The 22,556-nt window shown below is 37.1% G+C and carries 24 protein-coding genes; 17 read left to right on the top strand and 7 right to left on the bottom strand.

The features are described 5' to 3' along the window. Positions 1 to 51 precede the first annotated feature (51 nt). Both ACG916_RS06590 and radC read right to left on the bottom strand, forming a co-directional pair. Entirely contained in the window at positions 52 to 963 is a 912-nt protein-coding gene (locus ACG916_RS06590; protein WP_004725806.1) for a bestrophin family protein, read from the bottom strand. Positions 964 to 1,001: 38 nt separating this feature from the next. Next, on the bottom strand, positions 1,002 to 1,724 hold the full coding sequence (gene radC / locus ACG916_RS06585) for a RadC family protein (RefSeq protein WP_336953531.1): 723 nt from the start codon (positions 1,722 to 1,724) through the stop codon (positions 1,002 to 1,004). Between the two features lie 114 nt (positions 1,725 to 1,838). Here radC and coaBC point away from each other — a divergent pair, with 114 nt between their 5' ends. The 6 genes from coaBC to ACG916_RS06555 all read left to right on the top strand — a co-directional run bounded on the left by coaBC (position 1,839) and on the right by ACG916_RS06555 (position 6,214). Continuing rightward, the gene (gene coaBC, locus ACG916_RS06580) at positions 1,839 to 3,104 is read left to right on the top strand and encodes a bifunctional phosphopantothenoylcysteine decarboxylase/phosphopantothenate--cysteine ligase CoaBC (RefSeq protein WP_336953532.1); all 1,266 of its coding nucleotides are present in this window, start codon (positions 1,839 to 1,841) and stop codon (positions 3,102 to 3,104) included. Between the two features lie 162 nt (positions 3,105 to 3,266). Then, entirely contained in the window at positions 3,267 to 3,641 is a 375-nt protein-coding gene (locus tag ACG916_RS06575; protein ID WP_224964319.1) for a cytochrome b562, read from the top strand. 162 nt (positions 3,642 to 3,803) lie between these two features. After that, on the top strand, positions 3,804 to 4,643 hold the full coding sequence (locus ACG916_RS06570; protein WP_419327686.1) for a methylated-DNA--[protein]-cysteine S-methyltransferase: 840 nt from the start codon (positions 3,804 to 3,806) through the stop codon (positions 4,641 to 4,643). Continuing rightward, a complete protein-coding gene (locus ACG916_RS06565) occupies positions 4,630 to 5,367 on the top strand; it encodes a 2OG-Fe(II) oxygenase (protein WP_419368154.1) in 738 nt (245 codons plus the stop codon). The genes ACG916_RS06570 and ACG916_RS06565 overlap by 14 nt, the downstream gene beginning before the upstream one ends. Before the next feature lie 3 nt (positions 5,368 to 5,370). Continuing rightward, positions 5,371 to 5,616 (top strand): Ada metal-binding domain-containing protein, encoded by a 246-nt coding sequence (locus ACG916_RS06560; protein ID WP_419327727.1) that lies wholly within the window; start codon positions 5,371 to 5,373, stop codon positions 5,614 to 5,616. Continuing rightward, positions 5,603 to 6,214, top strand: coding sequence for an alpha-ketoglutarate-dependent dioxygenase AlkB family protein (locus tag ACG916_RS06555; RefSeq protein ID WP_336953536.1), 612 nt, complete (start codon positions 5,603 to 5,605; stop codon positions 6,212 to 6,214). Before ACG916_RS06560 ends, ACG916_RS06555 begins: the two co-directional genes overlap by 14 nt. Here ACG916_RS06555 and ACG916_RS06550 read toward each other — a convergent pair. The 5 genes from ACG916_RS06550 to rsgA all read right to left on the bottom strand — a co-directional run bounded on the left by ACG916_RS06550 (position 6,209) and on the right by rsgA (position 9,168). After that, a complete protein-coding gene (locus ACG916_RS06550; protein ID WP_419327684.1) occupies positions 6,209 to 6,688 on the bottom strand; it encodes a DUF4184 family protein in 480 nt (159 codons plus the stop codon). The two genes, ACG916_RS06555 and ACG916_RS06550, sit on opposite strands and share 6 nt — an antisense overlap. Before the next feature lie 138 nt (positions 6,689 to 6,826). Beyond that, positions 6,827 to 7,285 (bottom strand): protein-export chaperone SecB, encoded by a 459-nt coding sequence (secB, locus tag ACG916_RS06545; protein ID WP_004725824.1) that lies wholly within the window; start codon positions 7,283 to 7,285, stop codon positions 6,827 to 6,829. A gap of 48 nt (positions 7,286 to 7,333) precedes the next feature. Further along, a complete protein-coding gene (grxC, locus tag ACG916_RS06540) occupies positions 7,334 to 7,591 on the bottom strand; it encodes a glutaredoxin 3 (protein ID WP_004725827.1) in 258 nt (85 codons plus the stop codon). 16 nt (positions 7,592 to 7,607) lie between these two features. Then, complete coding sequence (locus tag ACG916_RS06535; RefSeq protein WP_004725828.1) at positions 7,608 to 8,018, bottom strand: rhodanese-like domain-containing protein; 411 nt, start codon at positions 8,016 to 8,018, stop codon at positions 7,608 to 7,610. Positions 8,019 to 8,109: 91 nt separating this feature from the next. Further along, complete coding sequence (gene rsgA, locus ACG916_RS06530; protein ID WP_004725830.1) at positions 8,110 to 9,168, bottom strand: small ribosomal subunit biogenesis GTPase RsgA; 1,059 nt, start codon at positions 9,166 to 9,168, stop codon at positions 8,110 to 8,112. Positions 9,169 to 9,290: 122 nt separating this feature from the next. On the opposite strand from rsgA, the gene orn reads away from it, so the two are divergent. The 11 genes from orn to ACG916_RS06475 all read left to right on the top strand — a co-directional run bounded on the left by orn (position 9,291) and on the right by ACG916_RS06475 (position 22,554). Beyond that, the gene (gene orn, locus ACG916_RS06525) at positions 9,291 to 9,848 is read left to right on the top strand and encodes an oligoribonuclease (RefSeq protein ID WP_004725833.1); all 558 of its coding nucleotides are present in this window, start codon (positions 9,291 to 9,293) and stop codon (positions 9,846 to 9,848) included. A 211-nt stretch (positions 9,849 to 10,059) separates the two neighbouring features. After that, positions 10,060 to 10,794, top strand: a complete 735-nt coding sequence (locus ACG916_RS06520) for a Bax inhibitor-1/YccA family protein (protein ID WP_419327683.1) — start codon at positions 10,060 to 10,062, stop codon at positions 10,792 to 10,794. 160 nt (positions 10,795 to 10,954) lie between these two features. Continuing rightward, positions 10,955 to 11,758 (top strand): enoyl-ACP reductase FabI, encoded by an 804-nt coding sequence (locus tag ACG916_RS06515; RefSeq protein WP_004725837.1) that lies wholly within the window; start codon positions 10,955 to 10,957, stop codon positions 11,756 to 11,758. A 173-nt stretch (positions 11,759 to 11,931) separates the two neighbouring features. Then, positions 11,932 to 14,562: a type VI secretion system Vgr family protein gene (locus ACG916_RS06510; RefSeq protein WP_419327682.1), complete on the top strand. Its 2,631-nt coding sequence runs from the start codon at positions 11,932 to 11,934 to the stop codon at positions 14,560 to 14,562. Then, positions 14,562 to 14,972: a hypothetical protein gene (locus ACG916_RS06505; RefSeq protein WP_419327681.1), complete on the top strand. Its 411-nt coding sequence runs from the start codon at positions 14,562 to 14,564 to the stop codon at positions 14,970 to 14,972. The genes ACG916_RS06510 and ACG916_RS06505 overlap by 1 nt, the downstream gene beginning before the upstream one ends. A 105-nt stretch (positions 14,973 to 15,077) precedes the next feature. After that, complete coding sequence (locus tag ACG916_RS06500) at positions 15,078 to 15,419, top strand: hypothetical protein (RefSeq protein ID WP_419327680.1); 342 nt, start codon at positions 15,078 to 15,080, stop codon at positions 15,417 to 15,419. Beyond that, on the top strand, positions 15,409 to 18,393 hold the full coding sequence (locus ACG916_RS06495) for a T6SS effector BTH_I2691 family protein (protein WP_419327679.1): 2,985 nt from the start codon (positions 15,409 to 15,411) through the stop codon (positions 18,391 to 18,393). Before ACG916_RS06500 ends, ACG916_RS06495 begins: the two co-directional genes overlap by 11 nt. After that, positions 18,393 to 19,388 (top strand): DUF6708 domain-containing protein, encoded by a 996-nt coding sequence (locus tag ACG916_RS06490; protein ID WP_419327678.1) that lies wholly within the window; start codon positions 18,393 to 18,395, stop codon positions 19,386 to 19,388. The genes ACG916_RS06495 and ACG916_RS06490 overlap by 1 nt, the downstream gene beginning before the upstream one ends. A 96-nt stretch (positions 19,389 to 19,484) precedes the next feature. Further along, the gene (locus ACG916_RS06485; protein ID WP_419327677.1) at positions 19,485 to 20,483 is read left to right on the top strand and encodes a DUF6708 domain-containing protein; all 999 of its coding nucleotides are present in this window, start codon (positions 19,485 to 19,487) and stop codon (positions 20,481 to 20,483) included. Positions 20,484 to 20,578: 95 nt separating this feature from the next. After that, positions 20,579 to 21,577 (top strand): DUF6708 domain-containing protein, encoded by a 999-nt coding sequence (locus tag ACG916_RS06480; RefSeq protein WP_419327676.1) that lies wholly within the window; start codon positions 20,579 to 20,581, stop codon positions 21,575 to 21,577. Then, a complete protein-coding gene (locus tag ACG916_RS06475) occupies positions 21,574 to 22,554 on the top strand; it encodes a hypothetical protein (protein WP_419327675.1) in 981 nt (326 codons plus the stop codon). Before ACG916_RS06480 ends, ACG916_RS06475 begins: the two co-directional genes overlap by 4 nt. Positions 22,555 to 22,556 lie beyond the last annotated feature (2 nt).

Here is a 22,556-nt window from a genome sequence, read left to right as displayed (position 1 = left end):
GTGTTCGGCCGTTAATGTCTCTATAAAAAAGAAAAATCAGAAACTGATGCGTTAAAGCAAATTGTGATCATGGGCTTGAATCGGTGGGGGAGTTGGTTTTCCTAGAGTTCCCAATAATTCAATTTCAATCATTCGCACCATCGAATCTAAAGGTAAATCATTACTTTGCGTACCAAAGGGTTCTTCTATCTCGGTACTTAAAGCATCTAGCCCTAGAAAAGTATAAGCTAAAATACCCACCAGCAAAGGTGTTGCTAAGCCCAGTAATGATCCTAAGCTAAAGGGCAACATAAAGCAGAAAAAATAGACCGTACGATTCAATAAAACTGAATAAGCAAAAGGTAAAGGTGTGGTTGCAATACGGTCACAACCGGTTTGTACCAAACTTAACTCATTCACATGTTCATTTAATTGGGTATAGATAATGTCAGAAATTTCGCCTTCTTTGAGCGCTTGCATCAATTCCCATTGGATCAAACTCAGCGTGTATTGAGGCGCATTTGTTTGTTGATACAATTGTGTCAGTGCCTGTTGACTCATACCACTGGTTTCTACCAACGCATCTGGATTTGCAGTTTGATGTCTTAGGCGATCTCTTAATAAGTTTGCAAATACAATTACATGTTGGATGATCCGTTCACGGCGCCCTTGAGGAAAAATACGGCAATCACGGTCAAAGTGTCGTGCGTTGGCGATCAGCATCCCCCAAAGTTTACGGGCTTCCCACCAACGGTCATAACAGGCAGTATTTTTAAAGCCGAGAAAAATAGAGAGCACCACACCAATCAGGGTAAAGCCAACCAAGGGTAATTCTGGAAAACGATATAAATTGGTATACTCAATGCCACCGACAATTGCAGAAATGAGCATCACAAAACCAAGCGGTGGTAGCACTTTAGGTAAAATCGTACCACGCCAAGAGAGTAATATTTTAAGGGTATCGTTTTGATCGCGGACAATCATACTTTTTAAATCTATATTTTTTAGTGATCTTCACCGCTTCAAAGGTGCTTGTCAATCACATTTGTAGGGAAAGTTTGGGATTTGATGAGTCCGTGTTCAGCAAAGGAGTAGCTTTGCTCAGCAGCAATGATCATATGATCCAATAATTCTATTTCAAGTAGTTGACAGGCTTTTAATATTTCTTGAGTTAAATCGTAATCTTCGCGTGAAGGCTTGGCAAAACCTTTAGGGTGATTATGGGCAACAACGATAAAAGTCGCATGTTTTTGTATGACATATCGTAATAATTGATTGATGGAAATATTGCAGTAATTGACTGATCCATAAAATAGTTTTTTAAAACTCAATTTACGTAACTGGCTATCTAAGCAGAGTACAGCAAAGACTTCTTGAAATTCTCCAATCAATTCATAACGTAAATAATCTCGGATTAAATCAGAACGACTCAAGTCTAAACCTTGGTTCAGTTGATGTTTCAAGTAACGCCGTCCCAGTTCTTTCACTGCCATCAGTTGTGAATACTTGCTTTCGCCAATGCCATGAAATTGTTTTAAATCATCTAAAGACGAATCAAATACAGCATTTAAATGACCAAAATGTTGAATGAGCAAGCGTGCTAATTCAACAGCAGAGTGTTGTTTTGAGCCTGAGCGGAGAAAGATTGCGAGTAGTTCTGCATCAGATAAACTGTGCGCCCCTTGTAAGAGTAATCTTTCACGTGGACGTTCTTGTTTAGGCCATTGTTTGATTGACTGATTCATTATTTTTCACATTTTAAACTTATTTTAGTTCTGGTTTTTCTCCCTTGAATAACTTGGGAGATAGACTATTTAATGATATTGTGAGCGCCACTGCAACTGAAAGGTAGCTTGATAGTGAGTTTTGATCTCAGCGTATTTTCTAATAAAAATATTATCCTCGCTGTAACAGGTGGTATAGCCGCCTATAAAAGTGCAATCCTGGTACGTCGTTTAAAGGATTATGGCTTTAATGTACGCGTGGTAATGACCAAAGGTGCACAGGCATTTATTGCCCCTTTAACTTTTCAGGCGCTATCGGGAAATCCAGTTCATACTGAATTATTAGATCCTGAAGCAGAAGCGGGAATGGGGCATATTGAATTGGCACGTTGGGCTGATTTAATTTTAGTTGCACCTGCAAGTTGCGACAGCATTGCGAAATTTGCTGCAGGTTTAGCTGATGATTTACTGAGTACCTTGTATTTGGCAACCAAAGCACCAGTTTGGGTTGCACCTGCAATGAATCAACAAATGTGGGCAGCTAAGCCGACACAACGGAATCTGAATACTTTAGTTGAAGATGGCGTACATGTGATTATGCCTGAAGCGGGTTCGCAAGCGTGTGGGGATGTCGGTTTAGGGCGTATGCCTGAACCTGAAGATTTAGCAGAACAAGTTAAAAATTACTTCCATCAAGCACAACGTGCGATTGCTGAAAAGTTTGGCTTGCTTGCTGGAAAGCGTGTGGTGATTACTGCAGGGCCAACACGTGAAGCGATTGATCCTGTACGTTATATTTCCAATCACAGTACAGGGAAAATGGGCTTTGCTATTGCAGCAGCCTGTTACTCAGCAGGGGCAAAAGTGACGTTGCTGGCGGGTCCAGTCAGTTTGGATACCCCGAATGGTGTGCGTCGTATCAATGTTTCTTCTGCGATAAAAATGCTTGATGAAAGCATGCATCAGCTTGAGGATGGTTGTGACGTGTTTATTGCAACTGCGGCTGTCGCTGACTATCGTGTGGCAGAAGTTTCGGAACATAAGATCAAGAAAGCTGGTGATGAGCTGAATGTTTCGTTGGTGAAAAACCCTGATATTGTGGCGACCATTGCGCAACAGTCAAAGCGCCCATTTATGGTGGGTTTTGCGGCTGAAACTCGTAATGTAGAGGAATATGCAGCAGGAAAACTCGTTGCAAAAAAACTCGATATGATTGCCTGCAATGATGTCTCGCGGGCTGATATTGGTTTTGCTTCTGATCAAAATGCGATGACCGTGTTTTTTGCAGAACAGTACCAGATGGAAAAGCGTGATTTAGAGAAAGCTTCGAAACAAGAAATTGCACAACAGTTGGTTGAAGCGATCCACGATGCTTTACACCATGAGATTGAACCAATTTAAGAGTTTTTCAGGTTATGTTTGAATATAAAAATGCAACGAATTCGTTGCATTTTTATTTGCTATTTTTTGTGCTTTTAAACTATGTTTAATCTTGGAAATGGACAATAGCCACAATGGGCTTTTTTACCCCCAACAATAGCCACAGTTTTAAGGAAGATCATAATGATCAAAAAAACTTTAGCCACCATCATGATGATTTCTGCTTTAGGTTTCAGCTCAATGACTTTTGCTGCAACGCTACAACAAAATATGCAGGCATTAGGTAAAAACTATAAAGCATTTAATCAAACCAATAATGCCGCTGAAGCAAATAAAGCTTTAGATAATATGCGTGCTGCTGCAACGGACGCTAAAAAAGTCAAACTTAAAGGTCGTGGTGATGCTAGTGCACCAACTTCGACTCAGTTATATGATCAATTGATTGCGCAAATTGATAAGACTCAAGCGCTAGTCAAAGGTGGTCATTTAGATCATGCAAAAATGGAAGGCAAGAAAATTGCTGAAATACGTGATCAAGGGCATAAGATCTATCAGTAATCGATTCATTTGAAAGCACAAAACCGTTAGTTTTAATGACTAACGGTTTTTTATTGTGAGGAGATTTTTAAACGATATTGAATCACTAAACTCAGCACGATTCGGATTTGCTCATTGCATAACAACTGTTAAGTTAGATGTAGAAAAGTGAGGAGAAATGCGATGCAACAGCACAATCAGTTTGAACGTATTGCAAAAGCCATTGAATACATTAAACACAATTTTAAAGCACAACCGAATTTAGATGAGGTGGCTGCGCATATTCATTTAAGCCCTGCACATTTTCAACGTTTATTTACAGAATGGGCTGGAACCAGTCCGAAGAAGTTCTTGCAATATATTAGTATTGAACATGCAAAAAACTTGTTAAAACAAGAGCATTCGGTATTTGATGCGACTTATGACACAGGACTATCAAGCACCAGTCGTTTGCATGATCTATTTATACAAATTGAAGGGATGACACCTGCTGAATACAAAAGTGGCGGAGAAAACTTAACCATCCACTACCAGTATGCTGAAACACGTTTTGGAACCGTTTTAGTGGCATCAACAGCCAAAGGGATTTGCTTTATGTCTTTTGTCGAGCATGAGCAAGATGCTTATAGCGCACTCGTTGAAAAATTTCCTAAAGCAAGATTTTATCAGCAAGCAGATGCCTTGCATGAACATGCTTTGGCCATTTTCTCATCTGAACAAAAACCATGGAACCAAATTAAGCTACATCTAAAAGGTACTGATTTTCAGCTTAAAGTTTGGGAAAGTTTGCTTAAAATCCCGATGGGGCAAGTGGCGACCTATGCGAACCTTGCTGAACAGATTGGAAATCCCAAAGCTTTCCGTGCGGTTGGTACTGCGATTGGCAGTAACCCAGTGGCTTTTTTAATTCCCTGTCATCGTGTGATCCAAGCGACAGGTGTTTTAGGTGAATACCATTGGGGTAAAACACGTAAAGCCGCAATGATTGGTTGGGAAGGTGTACAAGTACATGACAGCGTTTAATCCACAACAAGCAACAGCATTGCTCAATAAAATTGAGGGTTTAGATTGGGAGACAATCCGTGCTCAGATGCATACGCAAGGCTACTCAATCCTTAAAGACTTTTTATCTGATGAATTGTGTGAGTTGATTAAAAGTCATTACAACCATCAACAACTGTATCGAAAAACCGTCAATATGCAGCAACATCGTTTTGGATATGGCGAGTATAAATATTTTAATTATCCATTACCAAACTTGCTTCAACAGCTTCGAACTCAGTTTTATCCCTATCTAGTTCCTATCGCCAATGCTTGGTCTGATGCTTTAAAGTTGGAGCGACACTATCCAGATTCATATCTTGAATTTTTACAACAATTCCAACAAGCGGGTCAAAATAAAGCCACTGTTTTGATTTTGCACTATCAGCAAGATGGTTTTAATACCTTACATCAAGATCTATATGGCGAGGTCTATTTTCCGATCCAAATGGTATTTGTACTGAGTCAAGTCAATACCGATTTTACCGGTGGTGAGTTGGTGTTGACTGAGCAAGTACCACGAGCACAGTCGAAAGCCATTGTTTTACAACCTGATCAAGGGGATGTGTTAATTTTTACCACACAGTTTAGACCCAAGAAAAGCACTTATGGTTATTATCGAGTTAATATGAAGCATGCTGTCAGTCAGGTGCATACAGGGGAGCGTTATACATTGGGGATTATTTTTCATGATGCTGTGAGTTAAATGATGATTAAGCATGATGATATTGAGCGCTTGGCGTTATATCGAAAAATCAGGAATGCTGAAATTTTATTTGCAGGCAATCAAAAGCTAAAAATTTATGGACGTTTAAACTGTGGTTCGGGCAAGCGGATGTTAAAAACCAATCGGGTATTCTTTAGTAGTGAAGCTGAAGCCTTGGCATTGCAATATCGCCCGTGTGGACACTGTATGAAATCAGCCTATGTGAAATGGAAAAATGCAACAACTTGAGTTTCTAACCGATCCCCATGAGAATTTGCTTCCACAAGATGGAATAGTGAATTATTTCGGAAAAATTATGGATGAAGCCATCGCCAATGATTATTTTGAGAAATTGCTCGCACATATTGAATGGCAAAATGACCAAGCGATTATTTTTGGCAAAAAGATCATCACCAAACGGAAAGTGGCTTGGTATGGAGATCGCGCTTTTGAATACACTTATTCAAATAGTTCCAAATATGCCTTGCCATGGACTGAAGAATTACTCGAACTGAAAAAACAGATTGAATTAATTACGGGTGAAACATTTAATTCTTGTTTACTGAATCTTTACCATACGGGTGAAGAGGGTATGGCATGGCACAGTGATGGTGAAACAGATCTAAAAAAGAATGGCGCAATTGCATCTTTAAGCCTAGGTGCGGTTCGAAAATTTGCCTTTAAACATAAAAATAGCCAAGAAAAGATTGAGATTTTTCTCGAAAATGGCAGTTTGCTGGTCATGAAAGACACCACTCAAACATATTGGTTACACCGCTTAGCCCCAACAAAGAAAGTGCATACGGCTCGGATTAATCTAACCTTTAGAACAATCGATGAATCATGATTTTTCCTCACGGATAAGCCAAAAAATTGTGGCAAAAATAAAATTGATTAAACTCCCATAAAAAATAAAATTGTAGGGAATCATGTTGAGTAAAACTTGAGAATAACTCAGCGGATAAAAGGGATACATATCTGCATGCATCAAAGCATCTAAAAAAACATGGCTAAAACTACCGACCAAGGCACTGACTGTCGCCACTTGCCATGTGATCTGCCAGTTTGCTTGTTTAAATAAGTTGCGTAAGCAAAACTCACTCATCACTTTACCTATGGGGACTGCAAGCAAAGCAATCAACAAAGCACCAAGTAAATTATGAGTATATAAATGGAGTGTGGTCCAGCCTTGAATAATACCAACTAGAGGTTCGATATCCATCAAAACCTGGACACCGAAGAAGATTAACAAGCTAAATTTTTTATTTGCAATGGCTTTACAACTTGCGCCTAAGCCCAAATGTAAGGGGGTAAATGGCATTGTTATTTTTCATGCTTATTGTGATGTTTAAATTATAAAAAATTGCATCACCCACGTTTGTGAAGTTTGAGTGATTTTATCTGATCAAACATAAAAAAGACCGCATAGCGCGGTCTTTTAAACTTAATTACTGAGAAATTAAGCTTGGCCTTCAGCAGCAGCGCCTTGGGCACGTTCCATATTTGCTTCAAACTCTGCATCAAAATTGATTGGCGTAAGAAGTAATTGAGGGAAGCTACCTTTCGTTACAAGATCATTAACTGCTTCACGCAAGAATGGGAACAAAATGTTCGGGCAGTAAGCGCCTAAGATGTATGGAAGGCGGTCTTCTTCAATACCATCAATCAAGAAAATACCTGATTGCGTTACATCGACGATAAATGCTGTATCGCCAGCATTGTTCGCTTGAACAACAACTTTTAAAGACACTTCAAAGTGGGTTGCATCCACTTTTTCAGCAGCAGAAGACAAGTTGATGTTTAATTCAGGTTGCCATTCTTTGGTAAAAACTTGAGCCCCAGGTACTTCAAAAGAAATGTCTTTTGTATAAATACGTTCTAAAGCAAGTTGTGGTTGAGCTTGTTGTTCTTCACTCATTCTTTATTCCTTAAATTTTAAGAAGTGATTCATTAATTAAGTTGTGGATTAACCAAGTAACTCATCGAGTTTGCCGGCTTTTTCTAAAGCATAAAGCTGGTCAAAACCACCGATAAATTCATTATTAATAAAAATTTGTGGCACTGTACGGTGTCGAGTTTTCTGGATCAGCTCAGTCTTAACTTCAGGTGCTTCTTCATCGAGATTGATTTCGGTAAAAGCAACACCTTTACGCTCAAGTAGAGATTTCGCACGTACACAGTATGGGCAAAAAGTTGTTGAATATACTTTTACTTCAGCAGTCATGTTGAGCTCCTTAAGCTTATTTTTTAGCTTTAACTAATGGCAAGCCTTGGGCTTTCCAGTTACTGATACCACCATCAAGACGATAGCTGTCTGCATGGCCGACTTGTTGCAAAGCACTTCCTGCAACTTGACCTAAGTTACAGATAAATACTAAAGGACGGTCAGCAGTTTTTAACTCTTCAATGTGACTGGCAATTTGACTGTATGGAATGTTGCGGCTGCCACTCACATGACCTTCACGGAAATCTTTAGCATCGCGTAAATCAATCAACATCGCATTTTTAGCTTTTACTAAAATACCAAGTGATTGTGGTGAAATCTTACGACCACTGCGTTGTCCTTCAAAAATAAAGAACAAGATCGCCAGTACCCCTAAAATACCAAATAAGAAGGGGTGATTCCCCATAAACTCAAACCAACGTTCCACAAGTCACCTAATTACAATCAAAAATTGCGTCGAGTATAGCGTATATATATGGTGATCAAAATCACCGCTTCAAGGTTCTCAAAGAAGAAATTTAATTTTTTTGTTGCGCATCAGTGATTTCTTCAATTAAGCGTAAATAACTTTCATGTCGTCTGGCTAGAATTTCACCATTTTCTACCGCTTTTTTAATGGCGCACTGTTTCTCATGCGTGTGCGTGCAATTACGATATTGGCAATGCCCAATCAAGTTCGAAATTTCAGGAAAGCCTGCATCAATCTTTTCTAGGCTCAAATGCCAAAGCCCAAATTCACGGATGCCGGGCGAGTCGATCAAGGCGCCATTTTCACCAAAACGAATCAAACGGGTAGAGGTCGTTGTATGTTGTCCGAGCGCCGAGTTTTCAGAAATAATATTGGTCTTCTGCTCTGCATCAGGAACGATGACATTAATCAAGGTACTTTTGCCGACACCTGATTGCCCAACGAAAGCAACAGTTTCGTTGTCGAGTCGTTGCTTTAATTCGCTAATATCACCTTCAGACTGAGTAATCAGTACTTCATAGCCTAAGTCTTGATATTCTTTAATCAGATCTAAAATAGGGTCATTTTCTTTGAGTAAATCTGATTTGTTTAATACCAAAAGGACTGGAATATCAGCATCCGCACATGCCACTAAATAGCGATCAATCAGCGTGGGTGCTGGCTCAGGCAGAGTTGCAAAGACGATGACAATTAAACTGATATTGGCTGCCACAGGTTTAACTTTATGATAACGATCGGGACGCGTTAACAATGAAGTCCTTGGATGAATGGCGGTGATGATGCCTAAACCTGTATTGGGATCTGCTTGCCATTGAACTTTGTCGCCCGTCACTAACAGCTCTAAATTGGTTCGTGTATGACAGCGCCAAACACTGCCTAATTCAATCGGTTTCCAAAAGGGCTCTGGATCACCTTCATTGACGATGGGTTTTTGCGGATGTTGAGTAGGAACAGAAAGGGCTTGTACTTCGAGTTGTCGTCCATAATGCTGAACAACAAGACCTTCAAGGTCATTGGAAGTGTCGATTTCTTCTTGACGTGTTTTATGTTGTTTCTGAATGCGGCGTTGCTGCTGTTCAGTTAAACGACGTTTACGAATTAAAGCCATTCATATCCTAAAAACCTTAAAAATGAGAAGGCAAAAATACCATGACAGGCGAATGAATTACAGCGAAGATGCAAGAAATTTGCTACTATTCATTTTTTATTGGCCTAATAAGATTGCACTATATGAGCAGCACTCCGGATACCCGCTTAATTTGGATCGACCTAGAGATGACAGGTTTAGATACAGATAATGACAAGATCATTGAAATTGCGACAATTGTAACAGATGATCATTTGAACATTTTGGCGGAAGGGCCTGTACTCGCAGTGCATCAATCAGATGTTATCCTCAATGCAATGGATGAGTGGAACACTAAACAACATGGTCAGTCAGGGCTGATTGAACGAGTACGTCGTAGTAAACTCACAGCGCAAGATGCAGAGCAGCAAACCTTAGAATTTTTGAAGAAATGGATTAATCCTAAAACTTCGCCAATGTGTGGTAATTCAATTTGCCAAGATCGCCGTTTTATGCACCGTTTAATGCCTGAGCTTGAACAATTCTTCCATTATCGTAATTTGGACGTGTCTTCAGTGAAAGAGTTAGCAAAACGCTGGAGACCTGAAATTATGAGCGGTTTAAAGAAAAATGCTTCACATTTGGCAATGGATGATATCCGCGATTCGATTGCTGAACTTAAATATTATCGTCAGTATTTCTTTATCGCCAATCAAGATTAATCATCTGAGTGGTTAAATCTCATTACATATCAGATTGAAACAAGAGGCTTTTTAGCCTCTTTTTTTGCTATGCATTTTGGTTTTTTAAGCTATACTAAAGCTGATGTCCTCTGACAACTCGTTACAAAAAATAGCAAGCAGTTCAAATTGTTTGCATAAAAAACGTTTTAATATCCTTATATATATTTGAATTATTACAAAGAGATTGACTATGCAAAGTAATAACCCAATTTTAACGCGTGCGGAAACGTATGCAGATTATGAACAGCCAATGACTGTACAAGGCGCAATTCAAAAATCAGTTTTATTGACTGTTATTGCGGCCATACTCGGTGTTGGAATTTTTTTCTATAGCTTTACCACAATGAATGTTGGAATTGCCTATGCTGCCGCAATGGTCGGTGCAATTGGTGGTTTGATTCTTGGATTGGTTGCTACATTTAAACCGAATACCGCACGTGTTTTAGCTATTCCTTATGCATTCTTTGAAGGTGCATTCTTGGGTGGTGTTTCAGTGATCTTCCAGCTGAAGTTTCCGGGTGTACCATTACAAGCACTTTTAGCTACATTTATCACAACTTTAGTGATGCTTGGTTTATATAAATTCCAAATTATTCGTGCAACTGAAAAATTTAAATCTATTGTAATTTCAGCATCTATCGCAATTGCATTGGTTTTTGTGGTGCAGTTCATTATGCGTTTGGCTTTTGGTTCAAGCATTCCATTCTTATTTGAAAGCAGCATTTTAGGTATTGGTTTTGCTGCATTTGTTGCAGTGATTGCATCATTGAATTTGATTCTTGATTTCGACTTGATTGAATCTGCTGCTGCACAACGTGCGCCGAAAGCTTATGAATGGTTATGTGGTATCGCTTTATTGGCAACATTGGTCTGGATGTACTATTCATTCTTACGTTTATTGAGCTTGTTGCAAGGTGATGATTAATTATTCCCTTTATATAGATTGATAGATTTAAAAAGGCGCACTCGATTCAGTGCGCTTTTTTTATGTTTTTAGTAAACTTTTAAAAAAAGATGCATTATGCAATTTAGTTATGGGTCAAGACTTGGCATTATGCTTACAAAATTGATCAGGTGAGAATTTCATGGCACAAGGACTATTGGCAGGTAAACGCTTTTTAATCGCGGGTATTGCAAGTAAATTATCCATTGCATTTGGTATTGCTCAGGCATTACATCGTGAAGGTGCAGAACTCGCATTTACTTATCCAAACGATAAACTAAAAAAACGTGTAGATGATTTTGCAGAACAATTCGGTTCTACTTTAGTTTTCCCTTGTGATGTTGCTGTGGATGCTGAGATTGACCACGCATTTGCTGAATTAGCAAAGCATTGGGATGGTTTGGATGGTGTTGTACATTCAATCGGCTTTGCACCTGCGCATACACTTGATGGTGATTTCACGGACGTCACAGATCGTGAAGGTTTTAAAATTGCTCATGACATCAGTGCTTATAGTTTTGTTGCTATGGCTCGTGCAGCAAAACCTTTATTGTTGGCTCGCCAAGGCTGTTTATTGACTTTAACTTACCAAGGTTCAGAGTCTGTTATGCCAAACTATAATGTTATGGGTATGGCGAAAGCATCTTTGGAAGCAGGGGTACGTTATTTAGCATCAAGCTTAGGTGCTGAGGGTATCCGTGTAAATGCAATTTCAGCAGGTCCAATCCGTACTTTAGCGGCATCTGGGATTAAATCTTTCCGTAAAATGTTAGATGCCAATGAAAAAATTGCACCGTTAAAACGTAATGTGACGATTGAAGACGTTGGTAATGCAGCCTTATTCCTATGCTCACCTTGGGCAAATGGGATCACAGGTGAAATTCTGTATGTCGATGCTGGTTTTAATACGGTCGGTATGAGCCAGTCGATGATGGATAGCGAATAAAGTTAAGTTTATTTAACTGATTGAATTAAAGACATAAACCTCAATATTAAAACGTGAATATTGAGGTTTTTTTACAAATTTTAAAAAATTAACCGATCAATAAACTAGGATTCAATCGTTTTTTTTGATTAAATATTCATAAATATTAATATTATTTTAAGTTTGATAAGAAAATGAATTTTGCCAATATATTTTCGGCTCTGCAACACCTTGGATTGACTGCGCAAAAACGAGCCTTGCATATCCAATTTAGCAATCCTGATTTGACTGCTCAAGTCTTCTTACAACGCATCGATGGACAACATGGTCTAAACCAAGGTGTGTCTATTGAACTGATTTGCCTTGCCACTTCGGCTGTGATTCCACTTAAACAATTTATCGGTAGCCAAGTGGCGATTGATCAAGTCACAGATCATGGACAACTGTTTCGTAGCACAGGGGTGATTACTGAAGCCGCACAAGGGCAAAGTGATGGCGCACTCACGCTATATAAACTCAAACTCGAAGATGCCACTTCACTGTGGCATAAACGCCGTAATAGCCGAGTGTTTATGAATAAGTCGGTTGTTCAAGTCATAGAAGCGCTGTTTAAAGAATGGCAAGACAAAAGCCCACTCTTTGCCTCCAGTCTAAGCCTCGATAAAAGTGGTCTTAAAAAAGACTACGATATCCGACCATTCATTATGCAGAGCAACGAAAGTGACTATGCATTTTTAACCCGCTTGATGCGCAGTGAAGGGATCAACTGGCTGATTGATGAGGCGCAATTGATTGTGCCTAGTTCTGCGACTCAAATTCAACCACAAAAACTGCGTTTAGTGGATGACAACAGCGAATACAAAGTGCTAGAACGAAGAAAAATTCGTTTCCATCGTAGCAGTGCCACAGAACAACAAGACAGCATCACCAGCTTTATTGGACAACGCAGCTTACAACCCACTGCTGTCCATGTACAACGCTGGCAAGCAGATGTGTTAGAGCAAGAAGAGGGTGCAGGCAGTGTTCAAAGTAAACACCAACACAGTCAAAACCAAAACAATGCCAGTCTTGGTTTAGAACAAGCTTGGCATATCAGTCCAGCATGGATTCAAGACCTGAATGGTGAAGATCAAGCAACCGCTTCAAATAACAATCAGATTGAAAAGATCAACCAAAACCTCAGTCATTACTATGATGCTCAATCCAAGCAATTTGTTGCCAACTCCACTGTACGTGATGCGCAAGTGGGGTATTGGTTTGAATTGAATGAACACCCAGAAATAGACCAACACAGTGGCTCAGACAAAGAATTTCTGATCACGTCAAAGACATTCTATAACCAGAACAACTTACCCAAAGATCTGAATGAACAAATCAATCGCTTGCTCCAACAAAGCAATTGGGTAAATGAAAATAAAGCAGATTCAAATAACCCAGAACGCCAAGCCAATCAATTGGTACTACAACGCCGTAATATCACCACTGTTCCTGAATACCACCCACTACAACACCGTCCAAGTACCCATCCACAACGTGCCAAAGTGGTTGGGCCAAGTGGAGAAGAAATCCATGTCGATGAATGGGGACGTATTAAAGTTCGCTTCCTATTTACCCGAAATGAAGACCACAGTCATGATGGTGGTGCAGGGAGCAATGACAACGACACCGATTCCGCTTGGGTGGATGTACTGACCCCGTGGGCAGGTGAAGGCTATGGTGCACGGTTCTTGCCGAGGATTGGTGAGATTGTCGTGATAGATTTCTTTGATGGCAATATCGATCGACCATTTGTGGTGGGGCGTATCCATGAAGCACAACGTAGCCCAACGAAATTTGATGACAAAGGCCAATTGCCTGATACTAAAAAACTGGCAGGGATCAAAAGTCGAGAAGTTAAAGGCAGTGGCTATGGCCAGCTTAGATTTGACGATACCACAGACCAAATCAGCAGTCAGCTACAAAGTAGTCACGGTGCGAGTCAACTTAACCTCGGTAATCTGAGTCATCCTAAAGAAACCGAGACCAGTGAAGGACGAGGTGAAGGCTTTGAACTAAGAACAGACCAATGGGGTGCAGTACGTGCAGGGCAAGGTCTACTACTCAGTACCTATGCTCAAGATTCAGCTTCAGGCAATCATCTTGATGCGACCGCCGCCAAAAGTCAGTTAGAAAGCAGCCTAAATAACTCTAAAGCCTTAAGTGAAGTTGCCAAGAATCAGCAAACTGATCCTTTGGAAGTGTTGGAAAGAATCAAAGGATTTATCAATACACTAGACCAACAAGATCCGAAAAAAGCAGATGCATTTAAGTCTGCGGTGATGATGTTGGCTTCCCCTAATTCGATTGCACTTGCCAGTAACGAAGATATTCATCTTTCAGCAGATGGGCAAATCAGTCATACCGCAGGCGACAGTATCAACCTAAGTACACAAAAGGCTTTGATTGGGCATGCCAGTGCTAAGATCAGTCTTTTTGCGGCACAGGAAGGGGCAAGGTTATTTGCTGGAAAAGGTAAAGTTGAACTTCAAGCTCAAGATGGTGGTGCAGATGTGATTGCACGCAAAGGGATTCAAATCATTTCGACCGAAGACGCGGTTTATATCATTAGTCCGAAAGAGATTAAGTTGATTGGTGATGGTTCTGAATTAAAGATTAATGGCTCAGGGGTATTTTCAACTACAGGTGGTTTGTTTCAGGTGAAGTCGGGGCAACAGAAGTTTACCAGTGGTGCGAAGATTAATTCAGACATTCCTCAGCTTCCTATTTGTGAAATGCGTGTTTCTGGTGCTGCGGCAAAAGGTGATGCTTCTGTGGAGCTTTCATAATGTTATTAGAGCCTATACATCCAAAAGAGGTGATTGAGTATGATTACGTCATTATTGACCCGAATCTAAATGCGCAATATTTTTATGAAGTGGAAGCTCAACTTAAGTCTTTAGCACCAGATTATGCGAAGAATGTACAGCATGTTTTTCCGTATTTATTGCGCTTAAATTCAGTTGATGCTTCGCTTGTTGATGAAATAAAGCAACATGATCAAAATCAGATCAAAGCAGAGCTTTCCCCTTTTTTTCTGATGATGTTTAAAAGTGTTCCAACTCGAGAACCTGATATTGTTGATCACTTAAAACAAAATTTAGTCTATGAAGTAGGCACTAAGAAGTATTTGTATCGGTTTTTTGATCCGAAAATTTGGATGTTACTCAATTATTTTGAGAGTCAGGATTTTTTATAGATCAATAAATATTTTAAAAATATTGAATTTAATTTCTTAAATGAAACATTGTGCTTTGACGCTGGATCTGAGGGTGATTTTATTCAACAGCCTGATCATGATTTATTGGAAAAAATCAGTGTAAACAATAGAGTGTTTGAAAAGTTAAAATTCAAGACTGAGGATCTGCCAGCATACTTTTTGAAAGTAAATCAGATTTTTAATTATGCAAACTTAATAAAAAATAAAGGAATTTTGACCAAGGATGATGCTGTAGCATCCATTTTTCATGCAGATTTAATCGGCGAGAGTTTTCTTGAAACCCACTTTTTTCAACGTTTAACAGAAAGTCCCAAAGGCTATGAACAAGCAAGCAAACAGCTTTCAACGTCTGAGTGGGATGATTTTTTTAAAAAACAAAATATTGATGATGAAAATTTAAAAAATAAGGTGGTGTATGGATTCTAAGAGTTGTGATTTTTGTAAAAGAGATATTGGCTTAAAGATTTTTGTGAATCGCTATATATTTTCATCAACAGGTGCAAATAATTCACTTGATGACGATGCAAATCAAAAAGAATTATATAACATAGCAGATATAAAATCACAGATTGATGAATATTTATCGAGTTTAGAAGAAACCAAGTTTAATTTTATTAACTCCTATAAGCCATCTAGTCCGCAAGCTTCAACAGCCGCGTCAGCTTTAGAAGCATCCAGTCATGATTCAACTAATAATCCTGAAGTAAAAGTTGAGCCCCTGCCTACGATTGAGGTTACAGCTACAGAGGCTAGTTATAGCTATCCTAAACATAAAACTGAAACATCAATGGAACAGTATGGTTTTAAAGGAAGCACTTTAAGAAAAGGTTTTTTATATGTTTTCATAAAGCATTTAAATCAATGGCAAGAATATAAAATTTCTGAAAAGGGTTTTTTAAAACGTATTAATGAATCAAATTATGATCAAGATTACTCATCTAGACCCTTAGTTTTAATGGAGCAGGGTGATGAGCCTTGCATGAATATTAAGCATAGAGCAAATGCTTTAACGATCGTTGTACCCAAACCCAATGAAGCCTCTTTTGTATATTTCAAATATTCTGAAAACGCATGGAGCAAAGCAACGAAGCTGAGAAACAAGTCACCTGAATTTTACGAAAAATATATGGATAAATTTGACGTAAAAAAATTTATTGCAGGACAGTACGCAAAAGGCACATTTCCAATGCAGACGGGAATTGAGAGTTTTTGTGCAGATTCTAAGACAGAATGGGTGGCTGGCGAAAAAGGTCAAGGAACTCTAGAAAACAGTCTGTTAAAAAATAATATATCAAAAGATTTATTTTCATATTCAGAGTATTTTTCCTATCTGTCAGGGAAGACATCTAAAGATATACTTGAAAACACTTTGTCTCAAAATGAAGATATTAACCAAGTTAAAACTAATAATTTAGCTTATAGATTATTTTCAGACTCAAGTTTGGATGATTCATTTCTTAAAGAGCATACCAAAGAGGAGCTCACCGCGGCTTTGTCAAATGATGCAAAAGCAAGAATACTTTTTGGCGCTGTATTTGCGATTGATGACCCTGTTGGCGTAGTGATGGATATTTCAGCTCAAGTTGCAAATCAAATGATGAGTGACGAAGATTATACTGATGATGAAAAAACCGTAAATACATTAGAAGTGTTAAAAAATAACTTTGGGATTAATGATTATCCTTACTTTACCAATGACGAATTAAAAAGAAATGAGGAAGCGAAACAAAAAATTCGTATGTATGGTGGGCAAGGAGCAATGATTGGTGGACTCATTGAGAACGTGTGGGATGATAAAAAAACAACAGAAGAACTCAATGCTAAGGAGCGAGCCCAAAAAGCAGCAGAACAAAAAGTAAAAAATCAAGAATGGAATACAGAATATGTCCAGCATATTGATTCAAATAGATTTAATGCAGGTTTAGCCACGCTTAAGCAGAAAAAACAAGTGCAGGCAGGCTATGCGGATACGCTCGATGGAATAGGTCAGGAGTTTCTTAAGGAAAGCGTAATTGCGGACCATTTTTTCTTTAACCAAGAAAAAGATAATTTAGTTGATGGTGTTTCTCTTGGCATGTGTGTCAATCTAGTTTTAGAAAGTAGCAAATTATGTCCAAAAATGAATAAATACATGGGGCAGTACTTATATAACACTCGAGATCCTAATAATTATTTTTTAAATTTTCTTGCTTTAAATTCAAATGGACTTCGTCAAAAGTTAAATGAACAAATTAATAAATGGTCGCTGACTAATTTAAATGGAGCTTTTGCTACACAGCCTTTTGGGGATTTCATCAATTCCTTTCATGGCTTTTTAAGTACAGCTCGAACGGAAGAATTAAAATTTACATTGTTGACGAATATCAGCAAAGCCTTTTTAAACATCACAGGCTTAACACCGCCCAATGCTTTAGCCGCTCATCCATTACAACCCTTGATGATTTCAATGTTTAGTTTGTCAGAAGTCAAGTCTGAACGTATTACTTTTACGAGCAAAAGCGATTTTAACTCGAAAATGCGAAATTATTATAGATCACATCAAAATATCGTCGGCAAAGATAATGGTCTAGGAAATGTTATAAAAAATAGTGATTGGAACTATCTATATGATAAATACAAACATCTTAAATATATCGATGTGCCTCGTTTAGAAGTAAATCCTGAGTTTGAGAAAAATTTACCGAAAAATTTTAGAGAGGCTGTAAAAAAGCATGCTGAGTTATTAAAAAAACAAAGTACGATGAATGTGAGCGTTATTGCTGAAGATGCCATAGAGCCAAGCCCAAGCTCAGATTATTTTAAATTCTTTATGATTAAAGTCGCAATTGTTGGTTTACAAGGCTGGGCAATTTGTACTGTTTTTAGTCAAAGTTTTGACAATAAATATGAAAAAGTTGGTCGCAGAAGTGCTGCTGTGATTGGTCTAACCATGTCCACTGTAGAAGCAGTGGGCGCACTGTTGAATTCAAGTGATAAAATCACGTCACAATCTCGGCTGTTAAAGTCAATGAATAGTTTTATTTTAAAACTCACTACAGATGATAGAAGCGTTTTAGCAGGAAAAATTTGGCGAGGTTTTGGATTATTTGCAGGATTAATTTTTGGTGGTTTTGATGTATATAATGGGGTTAACGCAAGTCTTAATGGAGAGTCTACTTATGGTTTTATTTTGGCCGCTAGTGGTGTTAGTGTAATTATAGGCTCAGTAATGATTTTTATGCTTAATCCTTTTGGATGGATTGCAATTGCTTTAGGCATCATTCTTTCTTTAATTGCCTATTTTGTAAAAGAGAACAATATTCAAATATGGATACAACGATGCCTACTATCGACCAATACTGAAAAGAAAAGATTTAGCGATATCTTCGAGCAAACAGATCAGTTAAAGACGGTAATGTGATGAAAAGTAAAATTAAAAAACATGTGTTTGGTTATGATGTGTTTAAAGAAAACATACCTTTTTCAAAATTAGATAAAGGTGATGTACTTTTAAATCCTCATGATGAATTTAAACGCAATCATAACTGGTCTTTTCTAAGAATGAATGATGATTATATTGAACTGATCGATCAATCTTATGCAAGATTGGGTAAATCACTTAGTATGTTTGTTTTTATATCACCTTTAGTTCTTTTCTTAATTGGTTGTTTAATGTATATGTTGATCAAACCATTTTATAGTGAAGGGATTTATAAATATATATTTGTTATATTTGTTTATTTATTCTTATTGTTTTTTACTTTATATGGTTTTTTGAGTCCATACTTTAAATATGATCATAAGAAACCGTTATGTAAACCGATCTTGTTTAATCGAAAAACAGGTAAAGTATTTTTTTATTTAACTGATGCTGAGTATATCGAGCGAGATTGGAAAGATGTTGTTTATGTTATGGGGACAAGTTTTGGTCTTTCAGGATTTACCTTAAGAGAGCTTAGAGCGCATATTGTAGATGATGGCCTGTTAAAACATACCTTTGTTATTGGCTTTCCAATGATTGGTTGGGATAATACCCAAGGCTTATGGTCATTTATATGTCATTTTATGCATAAAGGACCAGCAGAACTTTATCCAAAGCCTAATCCGATGTATGGAACAATAGATCCGTTTACACAATTAACGTTTTGCCAACAGGTCGTTGGAGCAAAAGAAAGTTATCGAGATACATGGAAGTCATTTCGAATCATTTATCATGATAACTGGGTTCCTGCCTTATTTTCCTATCCTTTCGATGTATGTAATTTTATTGCAAGACGAATATTGCTCAATATAAAACCTCTACCTGTATGGAATAAAGAAGTCATTCTTAAGAATAAAATGGAACAACAACGTCCAGAGGAAATCAGCTTTAAAGACAACTTTGAATTTATTATGTTTGAGATGAAAGATAAATGATAAAGCGCGTAAGCGCTTTGATCTTTAATGATTAAAATGAAAATTATATTTTTTTGTGAGCTTAATATTTGGAAGCATCAGTAAAATGGTTACATAATGAAAAGTAAAATTAAAAAACATGTGTTTGGTTATGATGTGTTTAAAGAAAACATACCTTTTTCAAAATTAGATAAAGGTGATGTAATTTTAAATCCTCATGATGAATTTAAACGTAATCATAACTGGTCTTTTCTAAGCATGAATGATGATTATATTGAGCTTATTGATCAATCTTATGCAAGGTTAGGGAAAGGAATCAGTCTTTTAGTTTTATGTTTTCCTGTATTGTTATTAATATTTCATATCCTATATTTGTATTTTACACTTGGTGGAGGTCCTAACGAGTCTATTTATTTTTCAATATTTGTCGTTATTTCTGCATTGATTACCTTCTTTTTACCACTATACGCATTTTTGAATCCTTTCTTTAAATATGATTATAAAAAGCCAATATGTAAACCGATCTTGTTTAACCGAAAAACAGGCAAAGTATTTTTTTATTTAACTGATGCTGAGTATATCGAGCGAGATTGGAAAGATGTGGTTTATGTGATGGGGAATAGCTTTGGTCTTTCAGGTGCACCTTTAAGAGAGCTTAGAGCGCATATTGTTGAAGGTGGTCTGTTAAAACATACTTTCGTCATTGGCTTCCCGATGATGGGTATATTCCGTACCCAAGGCTTATGGTCATTTATATGTCATTTTATGCATAAAGGGCCAGAAGAATTGTATCCAAAGCCTAATCCGATGTATGGAACAATAGATCCGTTTACGCAATTAACATTTTGCCAACAGGTCATTGGTGCAAAAGAAAGTTATCGGGATACGTGGAAATCATTTCGAATTATTTATCATGATAATTGGGTTCCTGCTTTATTTTCTTTTCCTTTTGATCTTGGTAATTTTATTGCAAGACGAATATTGCTTAATATAAAGCCTCTACCTGTATGGCATAAAGAGGTTATCCTTAAAAATAAAATGGAACAACAACGTCCAGAGGAGATCAGCTTTAAAGACAACTTTGAATTTAGTATGTTTGAGATGAAAGATAAATGATAAAGCGCGCAAGCGCTTTGATTTTTTGGAATTAAAAAGAAAATTATATTTTTTGATAGCTTGATATTTGGAAGCATCAGTAAAATGGTTACATGATGAAAAATAAAATTAAAAAACATGTGTTTGGTTATGATGTGTTTAAAGAAAATATAGCTTTTTCAAAATTAGATGAAGGTGATGTACTTTTAACGCCGTATGATGAATTTAAACGCAATCATAACTGGTCTTTTCTAAGGATGAATGACGATTATATAGAGCTTATAGATCAGTCTTATGCAAGACTTGGGAAAGGATTGAGTCCATTTATATTTTCATTCCCTCTGATTTTAATTGCATTATATTTTTTATATTTATATTTTAGTCTTGGTGGTGATAGTAATGATTCTATTATTATAACTTTTATAATTGTAACTTCTGTTATTTTCATAATATGGTTTTGCATTTTTGTTTTTTTTCGTCCTTTTTATAAATATGATTATAAAAAAACGTTATGTAAGCCGATCTTATTTAACCGAAAAACAGGTAAAGTATTTTTTTATTTAACTGATGCTGAGTATATCGAGCGAGATTGGAAAGATGTTGTTTATGTGATGGGGACAAGTTTTGGTCTTTCAGGATTTACCTTAAGGGAGCTTAGAGCGCATATTGTTGAAGATGGTATTTTAAAACATACCTTTGTCATTGGCTTTCCAATGATCGGTTGGGATAATACCCAAGGCTTATGGTCATTTATATGTCATTTTATGCATAAGGGACCAGCAGAACTATATCCAAAGCCTAATCCGATGTATGGAACGATAGACCCGTTTACGCAATTAACATTTTGCCAACAGCTCATTGGTGCAAAAGAAAGTTATCGAGATACATGGAAGTCATTTCGAATCATTTATCATGATAATTGGGTTCCTGCTTTATTTTCTTTTCCTTTTGATCTTGGTAATTTTATTGCAAGACGAATATTGCTGAATATAAAGCCTCTACCTGTATGGCATAAAGAGGTTATCCTTAAAAATAAAATGGAACAACAACGTCCAGAAGAAATCAGTTTTAAAGACAACTTTGAATTTAGTATGTTTGAGATGAAAGATAAATGAAAAACCCATGGTATTTTGTTCCTCGTACTAAGGTGGGAGAAAGTGTAAAAAAGTATCAACTTTTTAAACTGGATACTTTTGAACTCAAACGAGTGATTAATCATAATTTTTCATTGGTTCAAATGAATTCTGCTTATATTGAATTAACAAATAGAAACTATGTGTGGAAAGGAAAAAATTTAATCTTTTTATTTTTATTGGCTATTCCTTATGTTCTTTTAGTTCTGTTTGGTAGTTATTTTATTTTAAAAGATGGTGTCGAAGATGAAAAAATAATTATTTATTCAGGTGCAATTTTGCTAATGGCTGGAGGATTGTATATTTTTTTTACAATGTTAACTCCCTTTTTGAAATTCGATTTTTTAAAGCCCCTTTATTTACCAATTTTAATACATAGACAAAAAAAGACCATGACCGTATGTTCCGATGTGAAGAACGCCACTCAATTTTCATTAGATGATTTGTATTTTGATATCGTTCAATCACAAGGTGTCGTTGGACTACCGCTATATGAGTTACATGCCTATATACTTGATGGTGAAGTGATAAAACATGATATACAGTTGGGTACACCCAATATTCATAAAGACTATATAGAAGGCTTTTTACTATTTATAAAAACTTATGCAGAACAGGGACCTGAACCACTGTACTATAGAAAAGGGATAGATGATCCTGAGCAAGATTATAAAAGTAAATTAACATATTGTTATGATATTCAAGAGAAAAAAGAATCCTTTAAGCAAAGTTGGCAAACCGTGTTTATCAATCATTTTCAGACACCACTCTATGCGCTTATTTTTGCTTTACCTGAATTTGTTCGGTTCTTTGGGCGACGAATTACAGTTGTTTTTTCAAAACCATTTTACTGGAGTGAACAGCTTAAAAAAGATAATTCCGTAGATGAAAATGATCCCTATATAGTGACAGCAAAAGACAATTTAAAATTTGGTTTCTTTAGCGTGAAAGATAAATAAAA

It is taken from the genome of Acinetobacter legionensis (genome assembly GCF_048552295.1).
Classification (GTDB): Bacteria; Pseudomonadota; Gammaproteobacteria; order Pseudomonadales; family Moraxellaceae; genus Acinetobacter.
The sequence above is the reverse complement of the archived record's forward strand: the minus strand, read 5'-3'. Positions and strand labels throughout refer to the sequence as shown.

Coding starts and splice junctions, on each gene's coding strand:
- ACG916_RS06590 (WP_004725806.1), bottom strand. CDS start 963: ATGATTGTCCGCGATCAAAACGATACCCTTAAAATATTACTCTCTTGG.
- radC (WP_336953531.1), bottom strand. CDS start 1,724: ATGAATCAGTCAATCAAACAATGGCCTAAACAAGAACGTCCACGTGAA.
- ACG916_RS06575 (WP_224964319.1), top strand. CDS start 3,267: ATGATCAAAAAAACTTTAGCCACCATCATGATGATTTCTGCTTTAGGT.
- ACG916_RS06570 (WP_419327686.1), top strand. CDS start 3,804: ATGCAACAGCACAATCAGTTTGAACGTATTGCAAAAGCCATTGAATAC.
- ACG916_RS06565 (WP_419368154.1), top strand. CDS start 4,630: ATGACAGCGTTTAATCCACAACAAGCAACAGCATTGCTCAATAAAATT.
- ACG916_RS06560 (WP_419327727.1), top strand. CDS start 5,371: ATGATTAAGCATGATGATATTGAGCGCTTGGCGTTATATCGAAAAATC.
- ACG916_RS06555 (WP_336953536.1), top strand. CDS start 5,603: ATGCAACAACTTGAGTTTCTAACCGATCCCCATGAGAATTTGCTTCCA.
- ACG916_RS06550 (WP_419327684.1), bottom strand. CDS start 6,688: ATGCCATTTACCCCCTTACATTTGGGCTTAGGCGCAAGTTGTAAAGCC.
- secB (WP_004725824.1), bottom strand. CDS start 7,285: ATGAGTGAAGAACAACAAGCTCAACCACAACTTGCTTTAGAACGTATT.
- grxC (WP_004725827.1), bottom strand. CDS start 7,591: ATGACTGCTGAAGTAAAAGTATATTCAACAACTTTTTGCCCATACTGT.
- rsgA (WP_004725830.1), bottom strand. CDS start 9,168: ATGGCTTTAATTCGTAAACGTCGTTTAACTGAACAGCAGCAACGCCGC.
- orn (WP_004725833.1), top strand. CDS start 9,291: ATGAGCAGCACTCCGGATACCCGCTTAATTTGGATCGACCTAGAGATG.
- ACG916_RS06520 (WP_419327683.1), top strand. CDS start 10,060: ATGCAAAGTAATAACCCAATTTTAACGCGTGCGGAAACGTATGCAGAT.
- ACG916_RS06515 (WP_004725837.1), top strand. CDS start 10,955: ATGGCACAAGGACTATTGGCAGGTAAACGCTTTTTAATCGCGGGTATT.
- ACG916_RS06510 (WP_419327682.1), top strand. CDS start 11,932: ATGAATTTTGCCAATATATTTTCGGCTCTGCAACACCTTGGATTGACT.
- ACG916_RS06505 (WP_419327681.1), top strand. CDS start 14,562: ATGTTATTAGAGCCTATACATCCAAAAGAGGTGATTGAGTATGATTAC.
- ACG916_RS06495 (WP_419327679.1), top strand. CDS start 15,409: ATGGATTCTAAGAGTTGTGATTTTTGTAAAAGAGATATTGGCTTAAAG.
- ACG916_RS06490 (WP_419327678.1), top strand. CDS start 18,393: ATGAAAAGTAAAATTAAAAAACATGTGTTTGGTTATGATGTGTTTAAA.
- ACG916_RS06485 (WP_419327677.1), top strand. CDS start 19,485: ATGAAAAGTAAAATTAAAAAACATGTGTTTGGTTATGATGTGTTTAAA.
- ACG916_RS06480 (WP_419327676.1), top strand. CDS start 20,579: ATGAAAAATAAAATTAAAAAACATGTGTTTGGTTATGATGTGTTTAAA.
- ACG916_RS06475 (WP_419327675.1), top strand. CDS start 21,574: ATGAAAAACCCATGGTATTTTGTTCCTCGTACTAAGGTGGGAGAAAGT.